Source organism: Streptomyces lothianensis (assembly GCF_047779955.1).
Taxonomy (GTDB): domain Bacteria; phylum Actinomycetota; class Actinomycetes; order Streptomycetales; family Streptomycetaceae; genus Streptomyces.
Genome location: NZ_JBLMKT010000037.1, coordinates 73,662 through 95,489, shown reverse-complemented (window position 1 = coordinate 95,489; position 21,828 = coordinate 73,662). Strand labels below are relative to the sequence as shown.

The following is a 21,828-nucleotide window of genomic DNA, read 5'->3' as shown; positions in this document are numbered from 1 at the left end:
TCACAGCCAGGAAGGTATAGATTCTATACCGGTATCCACAACGCTACCGGGAGGCACGCATGGGCAAGGCCTACAACGTCATGGCCGCGAGCTGCCCCAGCCGCACCGTCCTGCATCGGATCGGCGCGCGCTGGACGGTCTTCGTCGTCAACGCGCTGGATGCGGGGCCCATGCGGTTCACCCAACTCAAGGCGCATGTGCGGGGGATCACGCCGAAGGCGCTCACCGAGACGCTGCGCGCGATGGAGTACGACGGTCTCGTCTCCCGCACGGAGCTCCCCGCGAATCCACCCCACGTCGAGTACGCGCTCACCGACCTCGGCCGGTCCCTGCTGATCCCGCTGCGCGCGGTGCGGGAATGGGCCGAGCGCCACGTCCCCGACATCGAACGAGCCCGCGCACGGGCCGAGGCGCGGGACTGAGGCTGCTCGTGGCCGTATACGCGCTGGCCGGAGCTGCGTTTCCGGGCGCTGTGTCAGGACTGGTGCGCGTACGTCGCTGACCCATCCGGAGGACCGTGGCACAATCGAGCGGGCTGGGATCGGGGGACGGCGGCGGTCCCATCGGGAGGGAGTAGCGCGATGCCTGGGTGCGTCAACGTGCTCGGTGACGGCTGGGCGAGCTCCCGTGTGTGCACGGCCTGCGGCCACAGCTGGAGCTGAGCGGAATACATGGGTGCCCACAGGAGGAAGTGCGACTGGTGCGGCAGGGGTACGCCGATCGTCCGCGACATGGAACCGGTCAACCCGGAGTACCAGTACTGGTGCGAGGAATGCGCGCGGGCGCTGATCATAAAAGGCGACCCGATCGAGACGTACCGCGAACTCGAGGGCGAGCCGATCTACGGCCGACTGCTCGACGAGCACTGCACCCTGAAGCGCTTCTACTCCTTCGCCCGGGCCTGAACGGGTACGTGACCGGAGGCCTCCCTGCCCGGGGTCGTTCCGGGGGACGGCCCGTCCGCGTCCGTGGTGGCGGCACTCCCCGCGCTTAGCGCCACGTACGCCAGGAAGCCCAGACCGGCCAGCACGTAGCCGGCCGACAGCAGCAACTCCAGCACGTTCTGGTCGAGTTCGGGCCGCACCGTGGTGCTGGTGCCGGCATGCGGGACCCACCACAGCGAGTACGAGAAGAAGACCGCGGCCACGGCCCCCGTACCCGCCCGAAGCGCCCGCCCGCCCCTGCGCCGGACCTCCGCGGCGAGCAGCATCAGGACCGGGACCGCCCACACCCAGTGGTGCGACCAGGACACCGGGCTGATCAGCAGGGCGGTCACGGCGCAGGCGGTGACCGCCCAGGCCGTACGCCCGAGCAGCAGCGAACGCACCGCCAGGGCGAGGCCGCACACCGCCACCACGGCCGCCGCGCCCACCCACCACAGGCCCGGATCGGTGGTGTGCAGCAGCCGGGCGAGCACCCCGCGCAGCGACTGGTTCGCGGTGTCCTCGATCTGGCCGGGGCGGTCCGCGGAGAACACGACCTCGGTCCAGAACCGCTTCGAGTCGTACGGCAGCACGACCGCCGAGGCCAGGGTGACCACCAGGAAGGTGGCGGCGGCGGTGACGGCACGGCGCAGATGGCTGTTCCACCAAGGCCGACCGGCCCGTATGCGCCGGACGGCCGTGGCGATGCCGGCGAGCGCGAGCATCACCGCGAACAGCGCGGGCGTCAGCTTGATCGCGGCGGCCAGCCCGATCCCGACACCCGCCCAGCGGTGGTCCGCGCGGCGGGTGAGATCCCACAGCACGAGCACCGCGAGCAGCAGATTGATCTGCCCGTACCGCAGCGTCGTCCACACCGGCTCGCACCACACCAGGGCGGCGGCGACGAACAGCGCAGGGGCCAGTCGCTTCACGCGCTCCTCGACGCCGGTCAGGCGCAGTGCCAGATACGCGAGCGCGAGGACGAGCAGCAGATTGAAGCCGGTCGCGAACGTCCTCATCTCCGGTATGCCGAGCAGCGTCAGCGGCGTGAAGAGCAGGGCGGCGAACGGCGGATAGGTGGTGGGCAGCTTGGCGACCGTGGCCTGCATCGCGTACAGGTCACCGCCGTTGCGCACGGTCAAGCCCTCGGCGCGGTAGACCATGACGTCCAGGAGCGTGACGCCGACGAGCCGCTGGGTGATCCAGAACGCGGCGAACGAGCCCAGGCACACCGCGGCGGCGAGCAGCAGCCGTCCGGGGACCTGGTGTCGCGAGGCGGTGGTCGGTGCGGCGGTACGTTCCGGGGAGGTCACGCGGTCCGACAGTACCGGCAGCGGGGGCGGCCGGAGAGTGTCGTGCGCATGGTCACCAAGAAACCGATTTGGTGGAGCACCGGGGTGACCGTGTACTGTTGTCGACGTCGCCGAGGGAAACAACCGAGGCGGCGAAAGCAAGGGGCTATAGCTCAGTTGGTAGAGCGCTTGCATGGCATGCAAGAGGTCAGGAGTTCAATTCTCCTTAGCTCCACATCGAAGAAGGTCCCGCCCGGTCGCCACGACCGGGCGGGATTTTCATTTTGGCCTGTGGCCACCACCGTCCTGTGGCCACCGCTGCCCTGTTGCCACTACGTGGCCGGCGGGCTCAACTCCAGCCGGTCTCCAGAGCCTTGCGCCCCGGAGTGCTCGGCAGGGCGGCCCGCTGCGGGGCGGGCGCGTCCGCCCCGCGCTCCAGGCGCAGCGCCAGCGCCGGGCAGCGGCGTACCGCGCGCTGGGCGCGGGCGCGCAGCGACAGCGGGACGGGCGCGTTCGCGAGCGCGGGGAAGCCGTCGGGGCCGAGGCTGATCAGCTCCGGTACGACATCGGCACACAGGCCGTGGCCCTGGCACAGCGTCCAGTCGACGACCAGGGACTCACCGCTCGGCACCCCCGGATCGGCCTGCCCCGGGCCCGGCAGCGGCAGCACCCCACGGGGCGTACGGCCGCAGCCGCCGCTCAGGACGTGCATCGCGAGGTCGTCCTTGAAGGCCGCGAGCGTGGAGGTGATGAACCGCGCCGAACCGTCCGGATGCTTGCACGCACCACGGCCCGTGACGGCCCGGGTGATCTCGCGCAGCGCTTCGAGCGCCGCCGGACCTCCGCCGTTCAGGACGTCCGCGAGCCCGCTCGCCGCCGCCGGCAGACCGAGCCGGCACGGACCGCACTGTCCCGCGCTCTCCCCGGCGAGCCAGCGCGCGACCCGCAGCCCTTCGCCGAGCGCACACGTCTCCGGCCCGAGCGGCAGCACCGCACCCGCCCCGAGTGCTCCGCCGAGCGCCATGAGGGAGGCGCGCGAGACCACCGCGTCGTGCGCGGCGGCCGGGCCGAGCCAGCTGCCGTGGTAGCCGCCGGTCAGCACACCCTGGGGGAGCGGCGGCGCTCCGGCCAGCTGCAGTACGTACCGCAGCGGGACGCCGGACGGGGCCTCGATCACCATGGGGCGGGACACGGCGCCGGAGAGCGTGAGCAGTACGGTGCCGGGCTCGTCGTACAGGCCCGTGCTCCGGTAGCGGACCGGGCCGATCCGGGCGGCGACCGCCAGCTGGGCGAAGGTCTCGGCGTTGGAGAGCAGGGTGGGCGCGTCGCCCACGCCCGATTCGGCGGCGCGCACCCGGCGGCCCGGCGGCAGCGCGGGCCCACCCTCGGCGGAGCGGACCAGGGCCGATGCCTCGCCGCTGACCATGCGCTCCGGATTGCGCTGGACGCGGGCGCGCAGGGCGGCGCCGCGGCGGTTGCTCAGGCCGCGTTCGGCGAGTGCCGCGGTCATCGAGGCCTCGGTGGAATCCCGGGTCACGCCGACGACGAGCGTGCGGGCGCCCAGTGCCTCGGCGGCGAGCAGTGCGCCGTCGAGGATGAGGTGCGGGGCGCGGTTGATGAGGACGGTGTCCTTGCGGCAGGCGGGCTCGTCCTCACTGCCGTTGACGACGACCACCGGCCGTACGCCCCGCCGGATCGCCGCATCGGCGACGGCCCGCAGCTTCTTCGCGAACGGGAAACCGGCGCCGCCGCGGCCGCGCAGCACCACGTCCTCGGCGAGCCGGGCCAGCTGCTCGCCGCCCATGGGGGCGAGCGGGCCGTGCACCTTGAGGTGCATGGCCGGATCGAGCCGCTCCACGAGATCGAACCCCGAGGTGAGCTGCGGCAGCCCGACCACCCGGACCTCGGGGACATCGGGCAGGGGAGATGCACTCAACGACGGCCCCCTGTCGACGAGGCGGCACCGGGCGCGGGCGCGGACCAGGGATCGCCTGGCGCGGGCGCGGACCAGGGTTCGCCGGGGGCGGGCGGGGTGAAGGGGCTCGACGGCGGTGACGCCGGCGGCCGGGCCGCCTCGCCGGGCGGTGGCGGGGAGGGAGCGGGCCAGCGGCCGGGCTGCTCGGGCGGCAGCGGCACGGGCCGCCCGGCGGGCGCGGAGGAGACGACCCGGTAGGCGGCCGCCATCCGCCCGCCCCCGGCCCGGGGGTGCTCCTCGTACGGCCGCGGTGGCTCGTACGACGCGTGGGAGTGTTCCTCGTGTGATGTGTGGGACTGCTCCTCGTACGACCAGGGTGCCTGCTCCCCGTACGGCCGCCGCTCCTCGTACGACCGGCGCGGCCGCTCCTCGTACGACCGAGGCGCCCGATCCTGGGGTGCGGGAAGTCCGCGTCGCGTGGGGGCGGGCTGGGGGAGGGTGATCATGCCCGGGAGTGGTCCTGTGCGGTGCGGGACCGGTGGCGGTTCGGCGTGGGCGGCCGGTTCGCGGGGCGTCAGGAGGGCGAGGACGCGCACCGCCACCCGCCGCTTGATGCGCGGTGGAGCCGCCCGCAGCGCGAGGGCGGCGGTGACTCCGGTCAGGCAGAGGCAGTACAGCGCGACCACCCAGGACGCCGGCGCCCGCCCCGCGTACAGGCCGTGCACGAGGGCCGAGCACCAGGCGGGATAGGCCAGCATGTGCAGCGTGCGCCAGCGGCCCGCGATCCGGGCGGGGGAGGCGAAGGAGCTGCGCAGGGCGCCGGTGACGCCGGTGGTGATCAGCAGGAGCCCGGCGAGCGAGCCGAAGCCGATCAGCCCGTCCGTGCCGGTCACCCCCAGGCCGAACGGGATCAGGGCGCCGACCGCGGACACATGGTCGAGCGCGAGCTTCACCGTGCCGTGCAGCAGGAGGAAGCCGAGCGAGGCGAGTGCGGTGGCCCGGTGCACCGCCTGGGCGAGCAGTCGTTGGCGCGGCGCGAGGAAGAGCCGGTCGGAGGCGACGAGGCCCCAGACGATGCTGCAGGTCAGGGCGACGAGGCAGAGCACCCCGGTCGTGTGGTCGAGCGCGGTGCGGAAGCGCTCGCTGCCGGTGAGGGCGACCAGGGGGAGGAGGAGCAGTACCGCGCCCGCTGCTGCTCCGCGTGCCGCGTGGCCCGTCCCGGGGGAGGGGCGGCGGGCGCGGCCATGGGAGGTGGGTGGGTTCATGGGGATACTCCGGACGGTGGACGGTTCGAAGGTGAGTCCCGTTGCCGCATGCTAGGTCGCCTCATACCGGTGAGTACGTGGTTTGAGTTATTGGGTTGTTATCGATTGGTGATCATCTTCTCTTGCTGTCCTGGTAAAGGCCGGTACGCCGAGTAACCACGGTTCGTGGAAGTCCGGTGCGGGTCGCTCGGGCGCTGCGGTACCCTGACGCCATGCGTGCCGTACGCCTTCTGCTTAGCGAGCCGCGCTGATCAGTACCGGCCTTCGCCCCCTCCCTGCGGCAGGGCGGGCCGGAATCGGCGCGGCGTCCCCTCCTGTGCGAGGGGCTTTTTCGTTTCGGGGTGCAATGAGGCGATCCCGTACGAGACTTCGCCGGCAGAGACGATCGATGGAGCCTTGAGGATCATGAGCGAGACGAATACTGCTGCTGCCCAGGACGCAGCCCCGCACCGCTACACCGCGGCGATGGCCGCGGACATCGAGGCGCGCTGGCAGGACTTCTGGGACGCCGACGGCACGTACGAGGCGCCCAACCCGAGCGGCGACCTGGCCGGTGATCCGGCGATCGCGGCGCGGCCCGAGAAGTTCATCATGGACATGTTCCCGTACCCCTCGGGTTCGGGTCTGCACGTCGGCCACCCGCTGGGCTACATCGCCACCGACGTCTACGCCCGGTATCACCGTATGACCGGGTTCAACGTGCTGCACACGCTGGGCTTCGACGCCTTCGGCCTGCCCGCCGAGCAGCACGCCGTCGCCACCGGCACCCACCCGCGGGTGTCCACCGAGGCGGCCATGGACAACATGAAGTCCCAGCTGCGCCGCCTGGGCCTGGGCCACGACAAGCGCCGCTCGATCGCCACGATCGACCCGGACTACTACAAGTGGACCCAGTGGATCTTCCTGCAGATCTTCAACTCCTGGTACGACGCGGAGGCGAAGAAGGCCCGCCCGATCGACGAACTGGTCGCGCAGTTCGAGAGCGGCGCGCGTCCCGTGCCCGGTACTTCTCGTGCCTGGGCCGAGCTGAGCGCCACCGAGCGCGCCGAGGTCCTGAGCGGATTCCGCCTGGCCTACGCCTCCGACGCGCCCGTCAACTGGTGCCCCGGCCTGGGCACCGTCCTGGCCAACGAGGAGGTCACCGCCGACGGGCGCTCCGAGCGCGGCAACTTCCCGGTCTTCAAGTCCAAGCTGCGCCAGTGGAACATGCGGATCACCGCCTACGCGGACCGCCTGATCGACGACCTGGACCAGCTGGACTGGCCCGAGGCGATCAAGCTGCAGCAGCGCAACTGGATCGGCCGCAGCGAGGGCGCCCGCGTCGACTTCCCGATCGACGGCGAACGCATCACCGTCTTCACCACGCGCCCCGACACCCTGTTCGGCGCCACGTACATGGTCCTGGCGCCCGAGCACCCGCTGGTCGAGAAGTTCACGCCGGACGCCTGGCCCGAGGGCACCCACGAGGTGTGGACCGGCGGCCACGCGAGCCCCGCCGAGGCCGTCGCCGCCTACCGCAAGCAGGCCGCGTCGAAGTCCGATGTGGAGCGTCAGGCCGAGGCCAAGGACAAGACCGGCGTCTTCATCGGCGCCTACGCGACCAACCCGGTCAACGGCGAGCAGGTCCCCGTCTTCATCGCCGACTACGTCCTGATGGGCTACGGCACCGGCGCGATCATGGCCGTACCGGCCGGCGACCAGCGCGACTTCGAGTTCGCCCGCGCCTTCGAACTGCCGATCCACTGCATCGTCGAGCCCACCGACGGCCGCGGCACGGACACCTCCACCTGGGAGGACGCCTTCGCCTCCTACGAAGCGAAGATCATCAACTCCTCGAACGAGGAGATCTCCCTGGACGGCCTGGGCGTCGCCGAGGCCAAGGCGAAGATCACCGACTGGCTGGCCGAGCGCGGCTACGGCGAGGGCACCGTCAACTTCCGGCTGCGCGACTGGCTGTTCAGCCGCCAGCGCTACTGGGGCGAGCCCTTCCCGATCGTCTACGACGAGGACGGCGTCGCGCATGCGCTGCCCGACTCGATGCTGCCCCTGGAACTGCCCGAGGTCGACGACTACTCGCCGCGCACCTTCGACCCCGACGACGCGGACACCTCCCCGGAGACCCCGCTGTCGCGCAACGAGTCCTGGGTCGACGTCGAGCTGGACCTGGGCGACGGCGCCGGTGTGAAGACCTACCGCCGCGAGACCAACACCATGCCCAACTGGGCCGGTTCGTGCTGGTACGAGATGCGCTACCTGGACCCGCACAACAGCGAGCAGCTGGTCGCCCCGGATGTCGAGCGCTACTGGATGGGCCCGGGCGAGGCCAAGCCGCACGGCGGCGTCGACCTGTACGTGGGCGGTGCCGAGCACGCCGTACTGCACCTGCTGTACGCGCGGTTCTGGTCCAAGGTCCTGTTCGACCTGGGGCACGTGTCGGCCGCCGAGCCGTTCCACCGGCTGTTCAACCAGGGCATGATCCAGGCGTATGTCTACCGGGACAGCCGCGGCTTCCCGGTGCCCGCCACCGAGGTCGAGGAGCGGGACGGCGCCTTCTACTACGAGGGCGAGAAGGTCAAGCGCGAGCTGGGCAAGATGGGCAAGTCCCTGAAGAACTCGGTGACTCCGGAGGACATCTGCGCCGAGTACGGCGCGGACACCCTGCGCCTGTACGAGATGGCGATGGGCCCGCTGGACGTCTCGCGGCCCTGGGACACGCGGGCGGTCGTCGGCCAGTTCCGGCTGCTGCAGCGCCTGTGGCGCAACGTCGTCGACGAGAGCACCGGCGCCGTGACCGTTGTGGACACCGAGCCGGACGAGGTCACGCTGCGGGCCCTGCACAAAGCCATCGACGGGGTGCGCCAGGACCTGGAGGCCCTGCGCTTCAACACCGCGATCGCCAAGATCACGGAGCTGAACAACCACCTGACGAAGACCGGCGCCCCGGTCCCGCGCACGGTCGCCGACCAGCTGGTACGGATGATCGCGCCGCTGGCGCCGCACGTCGGCGAGGAGCTGTGGCGCAAGCTGGGCCACGAGGACTCCGTCGTGTACGCCGAGTTCCCGGTCGCGGACCCCGCGTATGTGGTCGACGAGAGCGTGACCTGCGTCGTTCAGATCAAGGGCAAGGTCAAGGCGCGCCTGGAGGTCTCCCCGTCGATCTCCGACAGCGATCTGGAGACGCTGGCGCTGGCGGACGAGAAGGTCGTCGCCGCGCTGGGCGGGGCCGGGATCCGCAAGGTGATCGTGCGGGCGCCGAAGCTGGTGAACATCGTTCCGGCGTGAGTGCGGGCGTGTGCGTGTGTGCGTGTGTGTGCGCCTGCGTATGCATGATCGCGTGTGAGTGCTGATTGAGCCGCTTCGGCGTGTTGATGGCGCTTTGGGGGCATCCCCTAAGGGCAGGTTGGGGGTTCTGCGGAACCCTCAACCTGCCCTTGGGCGTTTACGGTGGGGAGTAGCCCCGTTTCGTAGCCCTGCCTGTTGGCCGTACCGCTGCTTAGGAGCCCCTCATGGGTGAAGTACTCGCCGTACTGGCGGTGCTCTTCGTGCTGTTCGTGGCGCTGGGGGTGTTCGTCACGGTGAAGGTCGTGAAGGCCGCCAAGCGCGGAATGGACCGCACGATCACGCAGGCCCGCCGGCATGTCGAGGACTCCACGCTGAAGGCGCGGAGCTTCACCCAGGTCGGCCCGGCGGGCGAGCTCGCCGAGCTGCGGCTCAAGCTGCGCACCTCGATGCGCGCCACCCAGGACGCGCTGCACGCGGCGGTCGAGGAGGACGCCTCGCTGCGGGAATCCCTCGGCCTCTTCGAGCGCCTCAGCGAGCACGGCTGGGAGCTCGACGCCGACCTGAGGCGCCTGGACCGCGAGCCGGACAGGAACCGACTGGGCGCCCAGCTCCCCGAGTTGCGCGAGCGCACCCGGCGGATCACCGAAGCGGCGGACTCCCTGCGCTTCGCGGCCCAGGACCGCGCACGCAAATTCGCCGACGAGGGCTTCGAGGCGCTGCGGACGCAGATCGACGTGGAGGCGGGGGCGTTGCGGCACTGGACCCGGGAGGGGGACCAGCGGGACGCTACGGCCACCTCCTCGGCGACGACGCCGACTTCCGCGCCCACGGCTACGCCCACTCGTGCGTCGGGGTCCACGTCCGGTTCCATGTCGGGGGCCACGCCTGCACCGGCTCCTGCGTCGGGGGCCACGTCCACCTCCACTCCCGCGTCTGCGCCCACTCCTGCACCTGCGCCCAGGCCGTCGGCGTGGCCCGAGCCGACCCTGGTCGACGGGCTCGGCGACGTATCGGAGCAGACCTGGCCGGACCGGCCCGGGGAGGGCGGCCCCCAGGCGATCGAGCCTCCGGCTCAGCGGGTGGCTTATCCATGGGAGAAGGAGGCCGACCCGGCGCGTCCGGCGAACCCAGCCCGTCCGGCGAACCCGGCGCGTCCGGTGTTTGAGGACGAGCGCCCTTAAGGCGCGGTACGGGGGCAAGCAGCGACGCCCAAAAAGGGAGTCCAGGGGGTGAAGCCCCGGGTGGCCCACCCACCGGTGGGTGCTCCGCACGGATACCGCCCTCCCGGGGGCTCCGCGCAGCGGGGGCCCACCCACCGCAGGGGGCGCCGGACCCAGAGGGGCCGGACTCCCCCCGCCCGGCCCCCGCCAGGTAATCTCCAGCTCATGTCCCGCCATGTCGCGATCGTCACGGATTCCACGGCCTACCTGCCGCAGCCCGCGATGGAACGGCACGGCATCACCTCCGTCCCCCTGACCGTCGTCCTCGGCGACCAGGCCCTCGAAGAGGGCACGGAGATCTCCGCCCGCTCCCTGGCCGAGGCGCTGCAGAAGCGCCGCCCGGTGACCACCTCCCGGCCGGGCCCCGAGACCTTCGCGCAGACCTACCGCAGGGTCGCCGATTCCGGCGCCGAGGCGATCGTCTCGCTGCACCTGTCCTCCGAACTCTCCGGTACGTACGACGCGGCCGTGGTCGCCGCGAAGGACGCGCCGGTCCCCGTACGCGTCGTGGACACCGGCATGGTCGCGATGGCCCTCGGCTTCTGCGCCCTCGCGGCGGCGGAGACCGCCGAGGCGGGCGGCACCGTGGACGAGGCGGTGGCCGCGGCGGAGAAGCGCGCGGCGGGCACCTCCGCGTACTTCTACGTGGACACCCTCGACTTCCTGCGCCGCGGCGGCCGGATCGGCGCCGCCCAGGCGCTGCTCGGCTCGGCACTCGCGGTCAAACCGCTGCTGCAACTCGAGGGCGGGCGGATCGAGTCGCTCGAGAAGGTGCGGACCGCGTCCAAGGCCATCGCGCGCCTAGAGGAGATCGCCGCGGAACGTGCCGGATCGGCGCATGTGGACCTCGCCGTGCACCACCTCGCGGCCCCGGAGCGGGCGGCGGCGCTGGCCCAGCGGCTGCAGGGGCGGCTGCCGGGGCTCGGGGAGCTGCATGTCAGCGAGGTCGGCGCCGTGATCGGGGCGCACACCGGGCCCGGGCTGCTGGGTGTGGTGGTTTCGTCCCGGTGAAGGGCCGCAGTGCTGGGTGCTTGTCACCCGCACGGGTGGCGGAGTTTTCCACAACCGGGTAGTTATCCCCGGAAATTGAGCAAGATCCACTTGGCTGGGCGGGGCTGTCTACCGTCCTCCGCATGTCGCCTTCGCCCTCACCCAGCACGCACTCCTCGCCCTCCGGGCCGGCCTCCGGCGGACCCGGCCGCCGCCCGTCCTCCGACGGCCGGGCGGCGCATCGCCGTGTCCGCCGTCGGCGGCGCCGACGTGCCCGGGCCGATGCCGAGCTGATGCGGCGCAGGGCGGTTCGCCTCTTCGACGAACGCCCGGACACCGCTTCCGGCGTGGACGCGCCCGCGCTGCCGCGGTGGGACGGCCCGCCCGCTCCCCGCTGGGCGGTCGGCCGGGCCGCGGCGGAGGACCTCGCCCGGCGCACCCACGAGCCCACCGAGGACAGCCCGGGCTTACGGACCACGGTGGCGCGCCGCCGGGGGACGGCTGCGGACGAAGGCGTACGGGGGTCGCCGTCGTCCGCAGCCGGCCAACTGGGGCTGGATGCACCGGACGCACCGGACGCACCGGACGCACCGGACGCACCGGATGCACCGGACGCATCGAACGAAGCCGATGGGGCCACCGGCCCTCCCGGCCCCTCGGCCGCCTCCGGCAGGGACGGTGGTCGCCGGGAGCGCTGGCGCTCGGCCGTCCGGGAGCGGCTGCCGCTGTGGCTGCAGCTCCGTTGCGGGCTGGAGCGGCGCAGCGTCGTGGTGCTCGCCGTCCTCCTCGCCGTCGGCGCCGCGCTTGCCGTGCAGCACTTCTGGCTGGGCCGCCCGCAGCCGGTCGGCGCGCCCGATGTCGTACAGGCCGCTCCGACCGCACCGGCCGGCGCGGAGCTGGGCACCTCTGCGCTTGGGGGAGACCCGGCCGGACAGGGTCCGGCGACCGGCTCGGGAGCGGACCGTCCCGTAGCAACGGCCTCCGCCGCGCTGCTGGTGGTGGACATCGGCGGCAAGGTCCGCGAGCCGGGCGTGCACCGGCTGCCCGTGGGCTCGCGGGTCGCGGACGCACTGCGCGCGGCGGGCGGCGCCGAACCGGGCACCGACCTGTCGGGCCTCAACCGGGCGCGGCTGCTCGTCGACGGCGAACAGGTCGTGGTCGGAGCGTCGCCCGGCGCACCGGGCGTGGCACCGGGCGCCTCGGGCCCGGGGCCTGGCGCGCCCGTCAGCCTCAACTCCGCGACGGCGGAACAGCTCGACACACTCCCGGGCGTCGGTCCCGTCCTCGCCCAGCACATCATCGACTACCGCACGCGGCACGGCGGTTTCCGCTCGCTGGACGAGCTGCGTGAGGTGAGCGGGATCGGCGAGCGCAGGTTCGCCGAGCTGAAGGACGCGGTGCGGCTGTGACCGGGCGGGTGGCGGAGCCCCGGGCCGCAGTGCGCGAGCGGCCTGCGGAGCCCGGGTCCGCAGTGCGCGAGCGGCCGACAGCGCGTGGCCGACCCGCGCCGCACGAGCGGTCCGCAGCGCGCGGGACCGAAACAGCCCGTCCGCGCCAGGCCGTTCACGCCGACTCGGGGCATCGTCTGGGTGCGTCCAACCCCCGTCAGGAGGGGCCCGCCGACCTCCGCCTGATCCCGCCCGTACTGGCGGCCTGGGCTGCGGCAGCGCTCTCCGTGGGCCGACCCATGGCCGAGGTCTGGCCTGCCGTGGCCGCCTGCCTGGCGCTCGCGCTCGCACTCGCACTCGCGCTTGCTGCGTGGGGGGTGCGGCGCAGGGGGGTGGTGCGTCACGGCGGGACGGCCCACTCCACCAGCGGGCGGCCACGGCGCCGCATGCCCATCCTCCTCGCCGCCGTCGCCGCCTTGCTGTGTGCGGCGGGTGCGGCCCTGTCCGGCGGGCTGCACTCGGCCGGTCTGTATCAGGGGCCGCTGCCCTCCCTGGCCGAGGAGTACGCCACCGTCGACGTCGAGCTGACCGTCACCTCGGATCCGCGGATCGCCGGACCGCGCGTCAAGGGCAACCGCCAGGCACCGCCGAGCATCGTCTTCGAGGCCGATGTCCACCGCGTGACCACCACCGCCACCGGAACGGTCACCACCCGCACCCCTGTCCTGGTCATCGCGCGCCACACCTCGAACGCGCGCCACACCTCGAACGCGCGCCACACCTCGAACCCGCGCCAAACTTCGCCGAACGGATCCGACACCTCGCAGATCGGAGCCGACACACCGAACGCCACCCAAAACCTGCCCGCTTCCCCGTGGTTGTCCCTTCTCCCCTCCACCCGTCTTCGCCTGCGCGCCCCGCTCGCACCGCCGATGTCCGGGAGAGCTCAGCGCATCGCCGCCGTACTGCGCGTCCCGGGCTCGCAGGAACCGCGGATCATCGAGGCCCCCACCGCACTGCAGCGCACCGCGGGCACACTGCGGGCCGGGCTCCGCGCGGCGACCGACGACCTCCCGGCGGATGCCCGCGCCCTGCTGCCGGGACTGGTCGTGGGCGACACCACCCGCGTGCCCTCCGATCTGCAGGAGGCCTTCCGCGCGACCGACCTCACCCATCTGCTCGCCGTCTCCGGCAGCAATCTCACCATCGTCCTGGCCCTGCTCATCGGCCCGCCCGCGCTCGCGATGCGCGCCGAACGCCGGGGCCTCGCCCCGCGCCTGGGGCTCTCGCTGCGGACTACGGCCGTCTGTGGAGGCGCCCTGACCCTGGCGTTCGTCATCGTCTGCCGGCCCGACCCCAGCGTGCTGCGTGCGGCGGCCTGCGGGGCGCTCACCCTCCTCGCGATCGCCACCGGCCGCCGCCGCTCCCTCATCCCCGCGCTCGCCGCGGCGGCCCTGCTGCTCCTCCTGTACGACCCGTGGCTGTCGCACAGTTACGGCTTCCTGCTCTCCGTCCTCGCCACCGGATCCCTGCTCGTCATCGCTCCCCGATGGAGCGCCGCACTGCAGAAGCGGCGCGTCCCGCCCCGGATCGCGGAGGCGCTCGCGGCCGCGGCCGCCGCGCAGATCGTGTGCGCGCCCGTGGTCGTGGTCATCTCCTCCCGGGTCAGCCTGGTCGCGGTGCCCTGCAACCTTCTGGCCGAACTTGCCGTCGCCCCCGCCACGGTGCTCGGCTTCGCCACGCTCGCGACGGCGCCGTTCGCGATGCCCCTCGCCAAGGCTCTGGCGTGGTGCGCCGGCTGGCCGACCGGCTGGGTGGCCGCCATCGCCCGCACCGGGGCGGGCCTGCCCGGCGCCCAGGCCGACTGGCCCGACGGCTGGAGCGGTGGACTGCTCCTCGCCGTGCTCGTCCTCGCTCTGCTGCCCCTGGCCCGCCGCGCCCTGAAACACCCCTCGGCGCTGGTCGTCTGCGCCCTGCTCCTGGTGCTCGCCATCGTGCGACCGGCGCCATTGACCCGTGTCCTGACCGGATGGCCGCCGCCGGACTGGCGTCTGGTGATGTGCGATGTGGGCCAGGGCGATGCCTCCGTCCTCGCCACCGGGCCCGGTACCGCTGTCGTCGTCGACACCGGTCCCGATCCGCACCTCGTGGACCAGTGCCTGCATGCGCTGGGAGTGACCCGCGTCCCGCTCGTGCTGCTCACCCACTTCCACGCGGACCATGTGGCGGGACTGCCGGGCGTGCTCAAGGGCCGCAGTGTCGGCGTGATCCAGACGACCGGGCTGCAGGAGCCGCCCGGACAGGCCGCGTTCGTCCGGGCGGAGGCCGGGCGCCACGGTGTGCCCGTCGTCGCCGCGGCGGCGGGGGAGCACCGCCGGGCGGGTCCGGTCAGCTGGCAGGTCCTGTGGCCACCGGCCGACCCGTCAGGAGCCGTACCCGGACCGGGCGCCGCGCAAGGCCCAGGCTCCGCACCCGGCCCACGAGCCGCGCAAAGCCCGGGTGCCGCGCAAAGCCCAGGCTCCGCGCACGGCCCACGAGCCGCCACGCCACGCGAGCCCAACGACGCCAGCGTCACCCTCCTCGTCCGCACCGCCGGGCTGAGCCTGCTGCTCCCCGGAGACCTCGAACCCCCGGCCCAGCGAGCCCTGTTGCGGAGCCATCCCGGTCTCCCGAGGGTGGACGTCCTCAAGGTCCCGCACCACGGCTCGCCCTACCAGGACCCGAGGTTCCTGCACCGCACAAGACCCCGCCTGGCCGTGATCGGCGTGGGCCGCGACAACGGCTACGGGCACCCCTCGCCCCGCGTCATCGCCGCCCTGCACTCCATAGGCACGACGGTCCTGCGCACGGACACGGACGGAGCGGTGGCAGTCACCGGTGACGGCAGGTCACTGCGCGTCCGGACAGCCAACAGCACCGCCGTTCTCTGACTTCATCGGCATGGCGCACGCCGGGCGCGGTGAAATCCGGCATGTGCCGATGCCATGCTCGCAGAGACAGGGCTCGCCGAGTGGCCCGCAACCAAGCCCGGCCCGACGGTGCTGCCCCGGAGGCGAGCGGTCCTGCCCGGCTGGACCGGATGCTGACCGAGGCCCGCAGTGTCACGCCATGGCTGCGGGCGGGCAGTTCGGTTCCGCAGCAGCAGATCATCCGCGACTTCGGCAGGTCCAGGGCGAAGGCCCTGAAGGACATCCAGGAGCGGCTTCCGCAGCGCCTGAGGGCCGGGATGCCGGGCATGAGCCGGCGGACGATGCCGCCGGTACGCGGTATCGCGCCGGGATCCCGGGCTCCGCACCAGCTCCCCGTTCCCGTACGAGAGAATGGCCAGGTGAGCGACGTACGACATGTCCTGGTGCTTCCCGACCGGGACGCAGCGGAAGAAGTGGCCGAGGCCCTGCACGCCCGCTTCGGCGTCACGGAGGAGCCTCAGCTGGTACGGGACGCCCTGGCCGGTGAGGACGACGCCGAGGACGCCCAGTGGCTGGTGGTCCTGGCCGACGAGGACGACGCCCTCGCGGCCGCCGAACTCGACGCGTTCGCCGCCGAGTTCGAGGGCTGGCGCGAGGACCCCTGAGAGCCTGTTCCTGCCGACCGGCTCGGTGGGCGCGCTTGCCGGTGGGGGACTGTCAGTGACCCGTGGGATCCTTGACGACGATGGCCAGGAACGCTGCTCAAGACAACCCGCTCGCCCCCGTCACCCTCGCCGTGGGCCAGGAGGACCTGCTGCTCGACCGCGCCGTGCAGCAGGTCGTCGCCGCCGCGCGCGCCGCCGACGCGGATACGGACGTTCGCGATCTCACCTCCGACCAGCTCCAGCCGGGCACGCTCGCCGAGCTGACCAGTCCCTCGCTGTTCGCGGAGCGCAAGGTCGTGGTCGTGCGCGGTGCGCAGGATCTGTCCGCGGACTCCGTCAAGGATGTGAAGGCCTATCTCAAGGCCCCCGTCGAGGAGATCACGCTCGTCCTGCTGCACGCGGGCGGCGCCAAGGGCAAGGGGCTGCTCGACGCGGCCCGCAAGGGCGGTGCGCGGGAGGTCGCCTGCCCGAAGATGACCAAGCCCGCGGACCGGCTCTCGTTCGTACGAGGGGAGTTCCGCACCCTGGGGCGCTCGGCCACCCCGGAGGCCTGCCAGGCCCTCGTCGACTCGATCGGCAGCGATCTGCGGGAGCTGGCGAGCGCGGTCGCGCAGCTGGTCGCGGATGTCGAGGGGACGATCGACGAGTCGGTGGTCGGGCGCTACTACACGGGCCGCGCCGAGGCCTCCAGCTTCACCGTGGCGGACCGGGCCGTGGAGGGCCGGGCGGCGGAGGCGCTGGAGGCGCTGCGCTGGTCGCTGTCCACGGGTGTGGCACCCGTCATGATCACCAGCGCGCTGGCCCAGGGCGTACGGGCCATCGGCAAGCTCTCCTCGGCCCGCGGCGGCCGCCCCGCCGATCTGGCGCGTGAGCTGGGCATGCCACCGTGGAAGATCGACCGCGTCCGCCAGCAGATGCGCGGCTGGACCCCCGATGGCGTCGCGGTCGCACTGCGCGCGGTCGCGGAGGCGGATGCGGGCGTGAAGGGCGGCGGCGACGATCCGGAGTACGCCTTGGAGAAGGCAGTCGTCACGATCGCCCGCGCGGCACGATCGCGGGGGCGCTGAGGTTCCCGGCGGGGCCGGGCATGCCCCGGCCCCGGAAGCGAGCCGAGGCTCCGTCGAAGCGCGCCGAGGCCCCGTCTCCGTCCTGGGGAAGGACAAAGACGGGGCCTCGGTCACAAGCAATACGCTCCGCACCCGCGTGGCGAACGCAGGCCGCGTGCGGAGCAGGGGTGCCGGTCAGGAGCGGATGAGAGGGCCCGCTGGGTCCTTCCCGGCGATCAGATCGGGAGCTCAGCCCTGGAGGGAGGCAACCTTCGAAGCAAGCGCCGACTTCTTGTTGGCGGCCTGGTTCTTGTGGATGACGCCCTTGGAGACGGCCTTGTCCAGCTTGCGGGAGGCCTCGCGGAGGGCCGAAGTGGCCTTCTCGACGTCGCCCGCGGCGGTCGCCTCACGGGTCTTGCGGATCGCGGTCTTGAGCGAGGACTTGACGGCCTTGTTGCGCAGGCGCGCCTTCTCGTTCGTCTTGTTCCGCTTGATCTGGGACTTGATGTTCGCCACGAAAAAGAGCCTTTACAGGTTCGTCGCCCCCCGGGGAGTTCCCCGGAAGACTGGTTCTTGATGACGTGTCTCGTTGCTGAGAGGGCAGTGAGACACAGCTGCCCAGGCTAGCAGCCGCCCTCGCACCGCCCCAAACCGAGCCCGGCCCGCCCCCAAACCGAGCCCGGCCCGCCCCGGAACCGAGCGCCGCCCACCGTTCATGGGACGATGGAGGCTACGTAAAGATCCGACCCGAGGCCGCAGAGAGCTGCGGACGTCTCAAGAATCAGGACCCTGCGTGCCCGCGACTCCTACGAATGTGCCCGAGCCGAGCCGTACCGACCCGGCGCTGATCCGCAATTTCTGCATCATCGCGCACATCGACCACGGCAAGTCCACTCTCGCCGACCGCATGCTCCAGCTGACCGGTGTGGTCGAGCAGCGGCAGATGCGTGCTCAGTACCTCGACCGTATGGACATCGAGCGCGAGCGCGGCATCACCATCAAGTCCCAGGCGGTCCGGATGCCCTGGGCGCCCACCGAGGGCCCCGATCAGGCCAGGACGCACATCCTGAACATGATCGACACCCCGGGCCACGTGGACTTCACCTACGAGGTCTCGCGTTCGCTCGCGGCCTGTGAGGGCACGATCCTCCTGGTCGACGCCGCCCAGGGCATCGAGGCGCAGACCCTCGCGAACCTGTACCTGGCGATGGAGAACGACCTCACCATCGTCCCGGTGCTCAACAAGATCGACCTGCCGGCCGCCCAGCCGGAGAAGTTCTCCGAGGAGCTCGCGAACCTCATCGGCTGCGAGCCGGAGGACGTCCTGAAGGTCTCCGCGAAGACCGGCCTCGGCGTCGAGGCGCTGCTCGACCGTGTCGTCCGGGACGTCCCGGCCCCGGTCGGCGTCAAGGACGCCCCCGCCCGCGCGATGATCTTCGACTCGGTCTACGACTCGTACCGCGGTGTGGTCACCTACGTCCGTGTCGTGGACGGCACGCTCAACAAGCGCGAGCGCATCCGCATGATGTCCACCGGCGCCACCCACGAGCTGCTCGAGATCGGCGCGAACTCGCCGGAGATGCTGCCCGCCGACGGCCTCAGCGTCGGCGAGGTGGGCTATCTGATCACCGGTGTGAAGGACGTCCGCCAGTCGAAGGTCGGTGACACCATCACCTCCTTCCACAAGGGCGCCGAGGAGGCGCTCGGCGGCTACAAGGACCCGAAGCCGATGGTGTTCTCGGGCCTGTATCCGCTGGACGGCTCCGAGTACCCCGACCTGCGCGAGGCCCTCGACAAGCTGCAGCTCAACGACGCGGCGCTCGTCTACGAGCCGGAGACCTCCGCCGCCCTCGGCTTCGGTTTCCGCGTCGGCTTCCTCGGCCTGCTGCACCTCGACGTGATCCGTGAGCGCCTGGAGCGCGAGTTCGGTCTCGACCTGATCGCCACCGCCCCCAACGTGGTCTACCGCGTGATCATGGAGGACGGCACCGAGCACACGGTCACCAACCCGAGCGAGTTCCCCGAGGGCAAGATCGACAAGGTCTTCGAGCCGGTCGTACGGGCCACGATCCTCGCGCCCTCCGAGTTCATCGGCGCGATCATGGAGCTCTGCCAGAACCGGCGCGGCAGCCTGCTCGGCATGGACTACCTCTCCGAGGACCGGGTGGAGATCCGCTACACGCTGCCCCTCGCGGAGATCGTCTTCGACTTCTTCGACCAGCTGAAGTCCAAGACCCGCGGCTATGCCTCGCTCGACTACGAGCCCACCGGCGAGCAGGCCTCCAGCCTGGTCAAGGTCGACATCCTGCTGCACGGCGACAAGGTCGACGCCTTCTCCGCCGTCACCCACAAGGACGCCGCCTACCAGTACGGCGTGCGGCTCGTCGCCAAGCTCAAGGAACTGATCCCGCGGCAGGCCTTCGAGGTGCCCGTCCAGGCCGCCATCGGCTCGCGGGTCATCGCCCGCGAGACCATCCGCGCCATCCGCAAGGACGTGCTCGCCAAGTGCTACGGCGGTGACATCTCCCGTAAGCGCAAGCTGCTCGAGAAGCAGAAGGAGGGCAAGAAGCGGATGAAGATGGTCGGCTCCGTCGAGGTGCCGCAGGAAGCCTTCATCGCGGTGCTCTCCAGTGACGAGGGCGCGAAGAAGAAGTAGGCACCCCTCAGGGGCGGAAGCGGCCGGCAGGCCGACCGTCCACCATGGGCCCGCAGCGCTCCGGCACTGCGGGCCCGTTGCCGTTCTGTGAGCAACCTGGAAGGAAGCCGGTAGAAACTGACTGCTCAAGGCCCCTTACGCGCCGGGCCCGGGAGCTCTACTCTGATCACTGCTCGTTAGTTACTCGCAAGTTAAACAAGGCACAGACCGTACGAATCAGCAGCCACTCTCAGTCGCACGCACTGTCGCGGGGCCGGAGGATGTCGTGAGCGACACACAGAACCTGATCGAGAACCGCCCGCCCTCCGTGGCGAATCTGTTCCTGGAGCGCGTGGCCAAAACCCCCGACGGGGAGGCCTACCGCTACCCGGTGCCCCCGGCCTCGGGTCAGGGCCCGGACGACTGGAAGTCGCTGAGCTGGGCGCAGGCAGCCGAGCGCGTCTTCGCCATCGCGGCCGGGCTCATGGACCTCGGCATCCAGCCCGAGGAGCGCGTGGCGCTCGCGGCCAACACCCGCGTCGAGTGGATCCTCGCCGACCTCGGCATCCTCTGCGCCGGCGCCGCCACGACCACGGTCTACGCCTCGACCAACGCCGAGGAGGCCGCGTACATCCTCGGCGACTCGGACAGCAGAATCCTGATCGCCGAGGACGCCGCGCAGCTGGCGAAGGTGCGCGAGCGCCGCGCCGACCTGCCGCAGCTGGGGCACGTCGTGGTGATCGACGCCGAGGGCGTCGAGCCCGCCGAGGACGACCCGGAAGGCTGGGTGCTCTCCCTCGACGATCTGCGCAAGCGCGGCGCGGACTACCTGGAGAAGAACCCCGACTGCGTCAAGGACCGGGTCGCGGCCCTCACCAAGGACCAGCTCGCCACCCTGATCTACACCTCGGGCACCACCGGCAAGCCCAAGGGCGTCCGCCTCCCGCACGACAACTGGTCGTACATGGCGAAGGCCATCGCGCAGACCGGCCTGTGCGGTCCGGACGACGTGCAGTACCTGTGGCTGCCGCTCGCGCACGTCTTCGGCAAGGTGCTGACCAGCGGCCAGATCGAGGTCGGGCACGTCACCGCCGTCGACGGCCGGGTCGACAAGATCATCGAGAACCTGCCCGTCGTCCAGCCGACCTACATGGCGGCCGTGCCCCGGATCTTCGAGAAGGTCTACAACGGGGTCGCCGCCAAGGCGAAGGCCGGCGGCGGCGCCAAGTACAAGATCTTCCAGTGGGCCGCGGGCGTCGCCCGCGAGTACGCGCAGGTCACTCAGGACAACTTCCGCCGCACCGGCAAGGCCACCGCGCCCTTCGGCCTGCGCACCAAGCACGCCGTCGCCGACAAGCTGGTCTACGGCAAGCTGCGCGAGGCCTTCGGCGGGAACCTGCGCGCCTGTGTCTCCGGCTCGGCCGCCCTCGCGCCCGACATCGGCCTCTTCTTCGCGGGCGCCGGCATCCACATCCTGGAGGGCTACGGCCTCACGGAGTCGAGCGCCGCGTCCTTCGTCAACCCCGGCGAGGCCTACCGCACCGGCACGGTCGGCAAACCGCTGCCCGGCTGCGAGGTGCGGATCGCCGAGGACGGCGAGATCCTCCTTCGCGGCCCCGGCATCATGCAGGGCTACCACGGGCTGCCCGAGAAGACCGCGGAGGTCCTGGAGTCGGACGGCTGGTTCCACACCGGCGACATCGGCGAGCTCTCCGTCGACGGCTACCTGCGGATCACCGACCGCAAGAAGGACCTGATCAAGACCTCCGGCGGCAAGTACATCGCGCCCACCGAGGTCGAGGGCCAGTTCAAGGCGATCTGCCCGTATGTCTCGAACATGCTGGTCATCGGCGCCGACCGCAACTACTGCACCGCCCTGGTCGCCCTGGACGAGATCGCCATCACCGGCTGGGCCAAGGAGGAAGGGCTCTCCTCCACCTCGTACGCGGACGTCCTGGCCGATCCGAAGACGAACGCGCTCATCGAGGGCTACGTCAAGGAGCTCAACGAGGGGCTGCAGCGGTGGCAGACCATCAAGAAGTTCCGCATCCTGCCGCGCGACCTCGACGTCGAGCATGGTGAGCTGACGCCGAGCCTCAAGCTGAAGCGGCCTGTCGTGGAGCGGGAGTTCAAGGAGCTCGTGGACGAGATGTACGCGGGGGCGCGGGAGGCGTAGCGCCTCAGTGGCCGGAGCGGGTGGAGCCGGATCAGTCGGCTCCACCCGCACCGGCCTGCCTGCTCACACGGGCCTGCCCGCGCACCGGCCTGCCCGCCGGGGCGGCGGCACATGGGCGGCCG

Annotated in this window: 15 protein-coding genes and 1 tRNA gene; 12 read left to right on the top strand and 4 right to left on the bottom strand. The window is 71.7% G+C overall.

From position 1 onward, the window contains the following. Positions 1-59: 59 nt before the first annotated feature. Positions 60-422, top strand: coding sequence for a winged helix-turn-helix transcriptional regulator (locus tag ACLF6P_RS12900; RefSeq protein ID WP_415950298.1), 363 nt, complete (start codon positions 60-62; stop codon positions 420-422). 249 nt (positions 423-671) lie between these two features. Continuing rightward, on the top strand, positions 672-905 hold the full coding sequence (locus ACLF6P_RS12895) for a hypothetical protein (RefSeq protein WP_415950297.1): 234 nt from the start codon (positions 672-674) through the stop codon (positions 903-905). On the opposite strand, the gene ACLF6P_RS12890 is transcribed toward ACLF6P_RS12895, so the two are convergent. Continuing rightward, complete coding sequence (locus ACLF6P_RS12890; RefSeq protein WP_415950296.1) at positions 884-2,236, bottom strand: glycosyltransferase 87 family protein; 1,353 nt, start codon at positions 2,234-2,236, stop codon at positions 884-886. The genes ACLF6P_RS12895 and ACLF6P_RS12890 overlap by 22 nt on opposite strands. A 141-nt stretch (positions 2,237-2,377) precedes the next feature. Here ACLF6P_RS12890 and ACLF6P_RS12885 point away from each other — a divergent pair. Then, a tRNA-Ala gene (locus ACLF6P_RS12885) sits at positions 2,378-2,450 on the top strand. 114 nt (positions 2,451-2,564) lie between these two features. On the opposite strand, the gene ACLF6P_RS12880 is transcribed toward ACLF6P_RS12885, so the two are convergent. Both ACLF6P_RS12880 and ACLF6P_RS12875 read right to left on the bottom strand, forming a co-directional pair. After that, the gene (locus tag ACLF6P_RS12880) at positions 2,565-4,151 is read right to left on the bottom strand and encodes an NADH-ubiquinone oxidoreductase-F iron-sulfur binding region domain-containing protein (protein ID WP_415950295.1); all 1,587 of its coding nucleotides are present in this window, start codon (positions 4,149-4,151) and stop codon (positions 2,565-2,567) included. Further along, positions 4,148-5,395: a hypothetical protein gene (locus ACLF6P_RS12875; protein WP_415950293.1), complete on the bottom strand. Its 1,248-nt coding sequence runs from the start codon at positions 5,393-5,395 to the stop codon at positions 4,148-4,150. The genes ACLF6P_RS12880 and ACLF6P_RS12875 overlap by 4 nt, the downstream gene beginning before the upstream one ends. Positions 5,396-5,800: 405 nt before the next feature. On the opposite strand from ACLF6P_RS12875, the gene leuS reads away from it, so the two are divergent. From leuS to holA, 7 genes are all read left to right on the top strand, one after another. After that, positions 5,801-8,677: a leucine--tRNA ligase gene (gene leuS / locus ACLF6P_RS12870; protein WP_415950291.1), complete on the top strand. Its 2,877-nt coding sequence runs from the start codon at positions 5,801-5,803 to the stop codon at positions 8,675-8,677. 224 nt (positions 8,678-8,901) lie between these two features. Beyond that, positions 8,902-9,858 (top strand): hypothetical protein, encoded by a 957-nt coding sequence (locus tag ACLF6P_RS12865; protein WP_415950290.1) that lies wholly within the window; start codon positions 8,902-8,904, stop codon positions 9,856-9,858. Between the two features lie 204 nt (positions 9,859-10,062). Further along, positions 10,063-10,908 carry a DegV family protein gene (locus ACLF6P_RS12860; RefSeq protein ID WP_415950289.1) on the top strand — a complete coding sequence of 282 codons (846 nt, stop codon included), beginning with the start codon at positions 10,063-10,065 and terminating at the stop codon, positions 10,906-10,908. A 122-nt stretch (positions 10,909-11,030) separates the two neighbouring features. Next, positions 11,031-12,296 (top strand): ComEA family DNA-binding protein, encoded by a 1,266-nt coding sequence (locus ACLF6P_RS12855; protein ID WP_415950287.1) that lies wholly within the window; start codon positions 11,031-11,033, stop codon positions 12,294-12,296. A 278-nt stretch (positions 12,297-12,574) separates the two neighbouring features. After that, complete coding sequence (locus ACLF6P_RS12850) at positions 12,575-15,205, top strand: ComEC/Rec2 family competence protein (RefSeq protein WP_415950286.1); 2,631 nt, start codon at positions 12,575-12,577, stop codon at positions 15,203-15,205. A gap of 398 nt (positions 15,206-15,603) precedes the next feature. Then, positions 15,604-15,849, top strand: coding sequence for a hypothetical protein (locus ACLF6P_RS12845; RefSeq protein WP_415950493.1), 246 nt, complete (start codon positions 15,604-15,606; stop codon positions 15,847-15,849). An 80-nt stretch (positions 15,850-15,929) separates the two neighbouring features. Next, positions 15,930-16,916, top strand: a complete 987-nt coding sequence (holA, locus tag ACLF6P_RS12840; protein WP_415950285.1) for a DNA polymerase III subunit delta — start codon at positions 15,930-15,932, stop codon at positions 16,914-16,916. Positions 16,917-17,144: 228 nt separating this feature from the next. Here the strand turns inward: holA and rpsT are convergent, their stop codons facing one another. After that, the gene (gene rpsT / locus ACLF6P_RS12835; RefSeq protein WP_415950284.1) at positions 17,145-17,411 is read right to left on the bottom strand and encodes a 30S ribosomal protein S20; all 267 of its coding nucleotides are present in this window, start codon (positions 17,409-17,411) and stop codon (positions 17,145-17,147) included. 277 nt (positions 17,412-17,688) lie between these two features. Here rpsT and lepA point away from each other — a divergent pair, with 277 nt between their 5' ends. Continuing rightward, complete coding sequence (gene lepA, locus ACLF6P_RS12830) at positions 17,689-19,551, top strand: translation elongation factor 4 (RefSeq protein ID WP_415950283.1); 1,863 nt, start codon at positions 17,689-17,691, stop codon at positions 19,549-19,551. A 265-nt stretch (positions 19,552-19,816) separates the two neighbouring features. After that, positions 19,817-21,706 carry an AMP-dependent synthetase/ligase gene (locus ACLF6P_RS12825; RefSeq protein ID WP_415950282.1) on the top strand — a complete coding sequence of 630 codons (1,890 nt, stop codon included), beginning with the start codon at positions 19,817-19,819 and terminating at the stop codon, positions 21,704-21,706. The last annotated feature ends 122 nt before the right edge of the window (positions 21,707-21,828 follow it).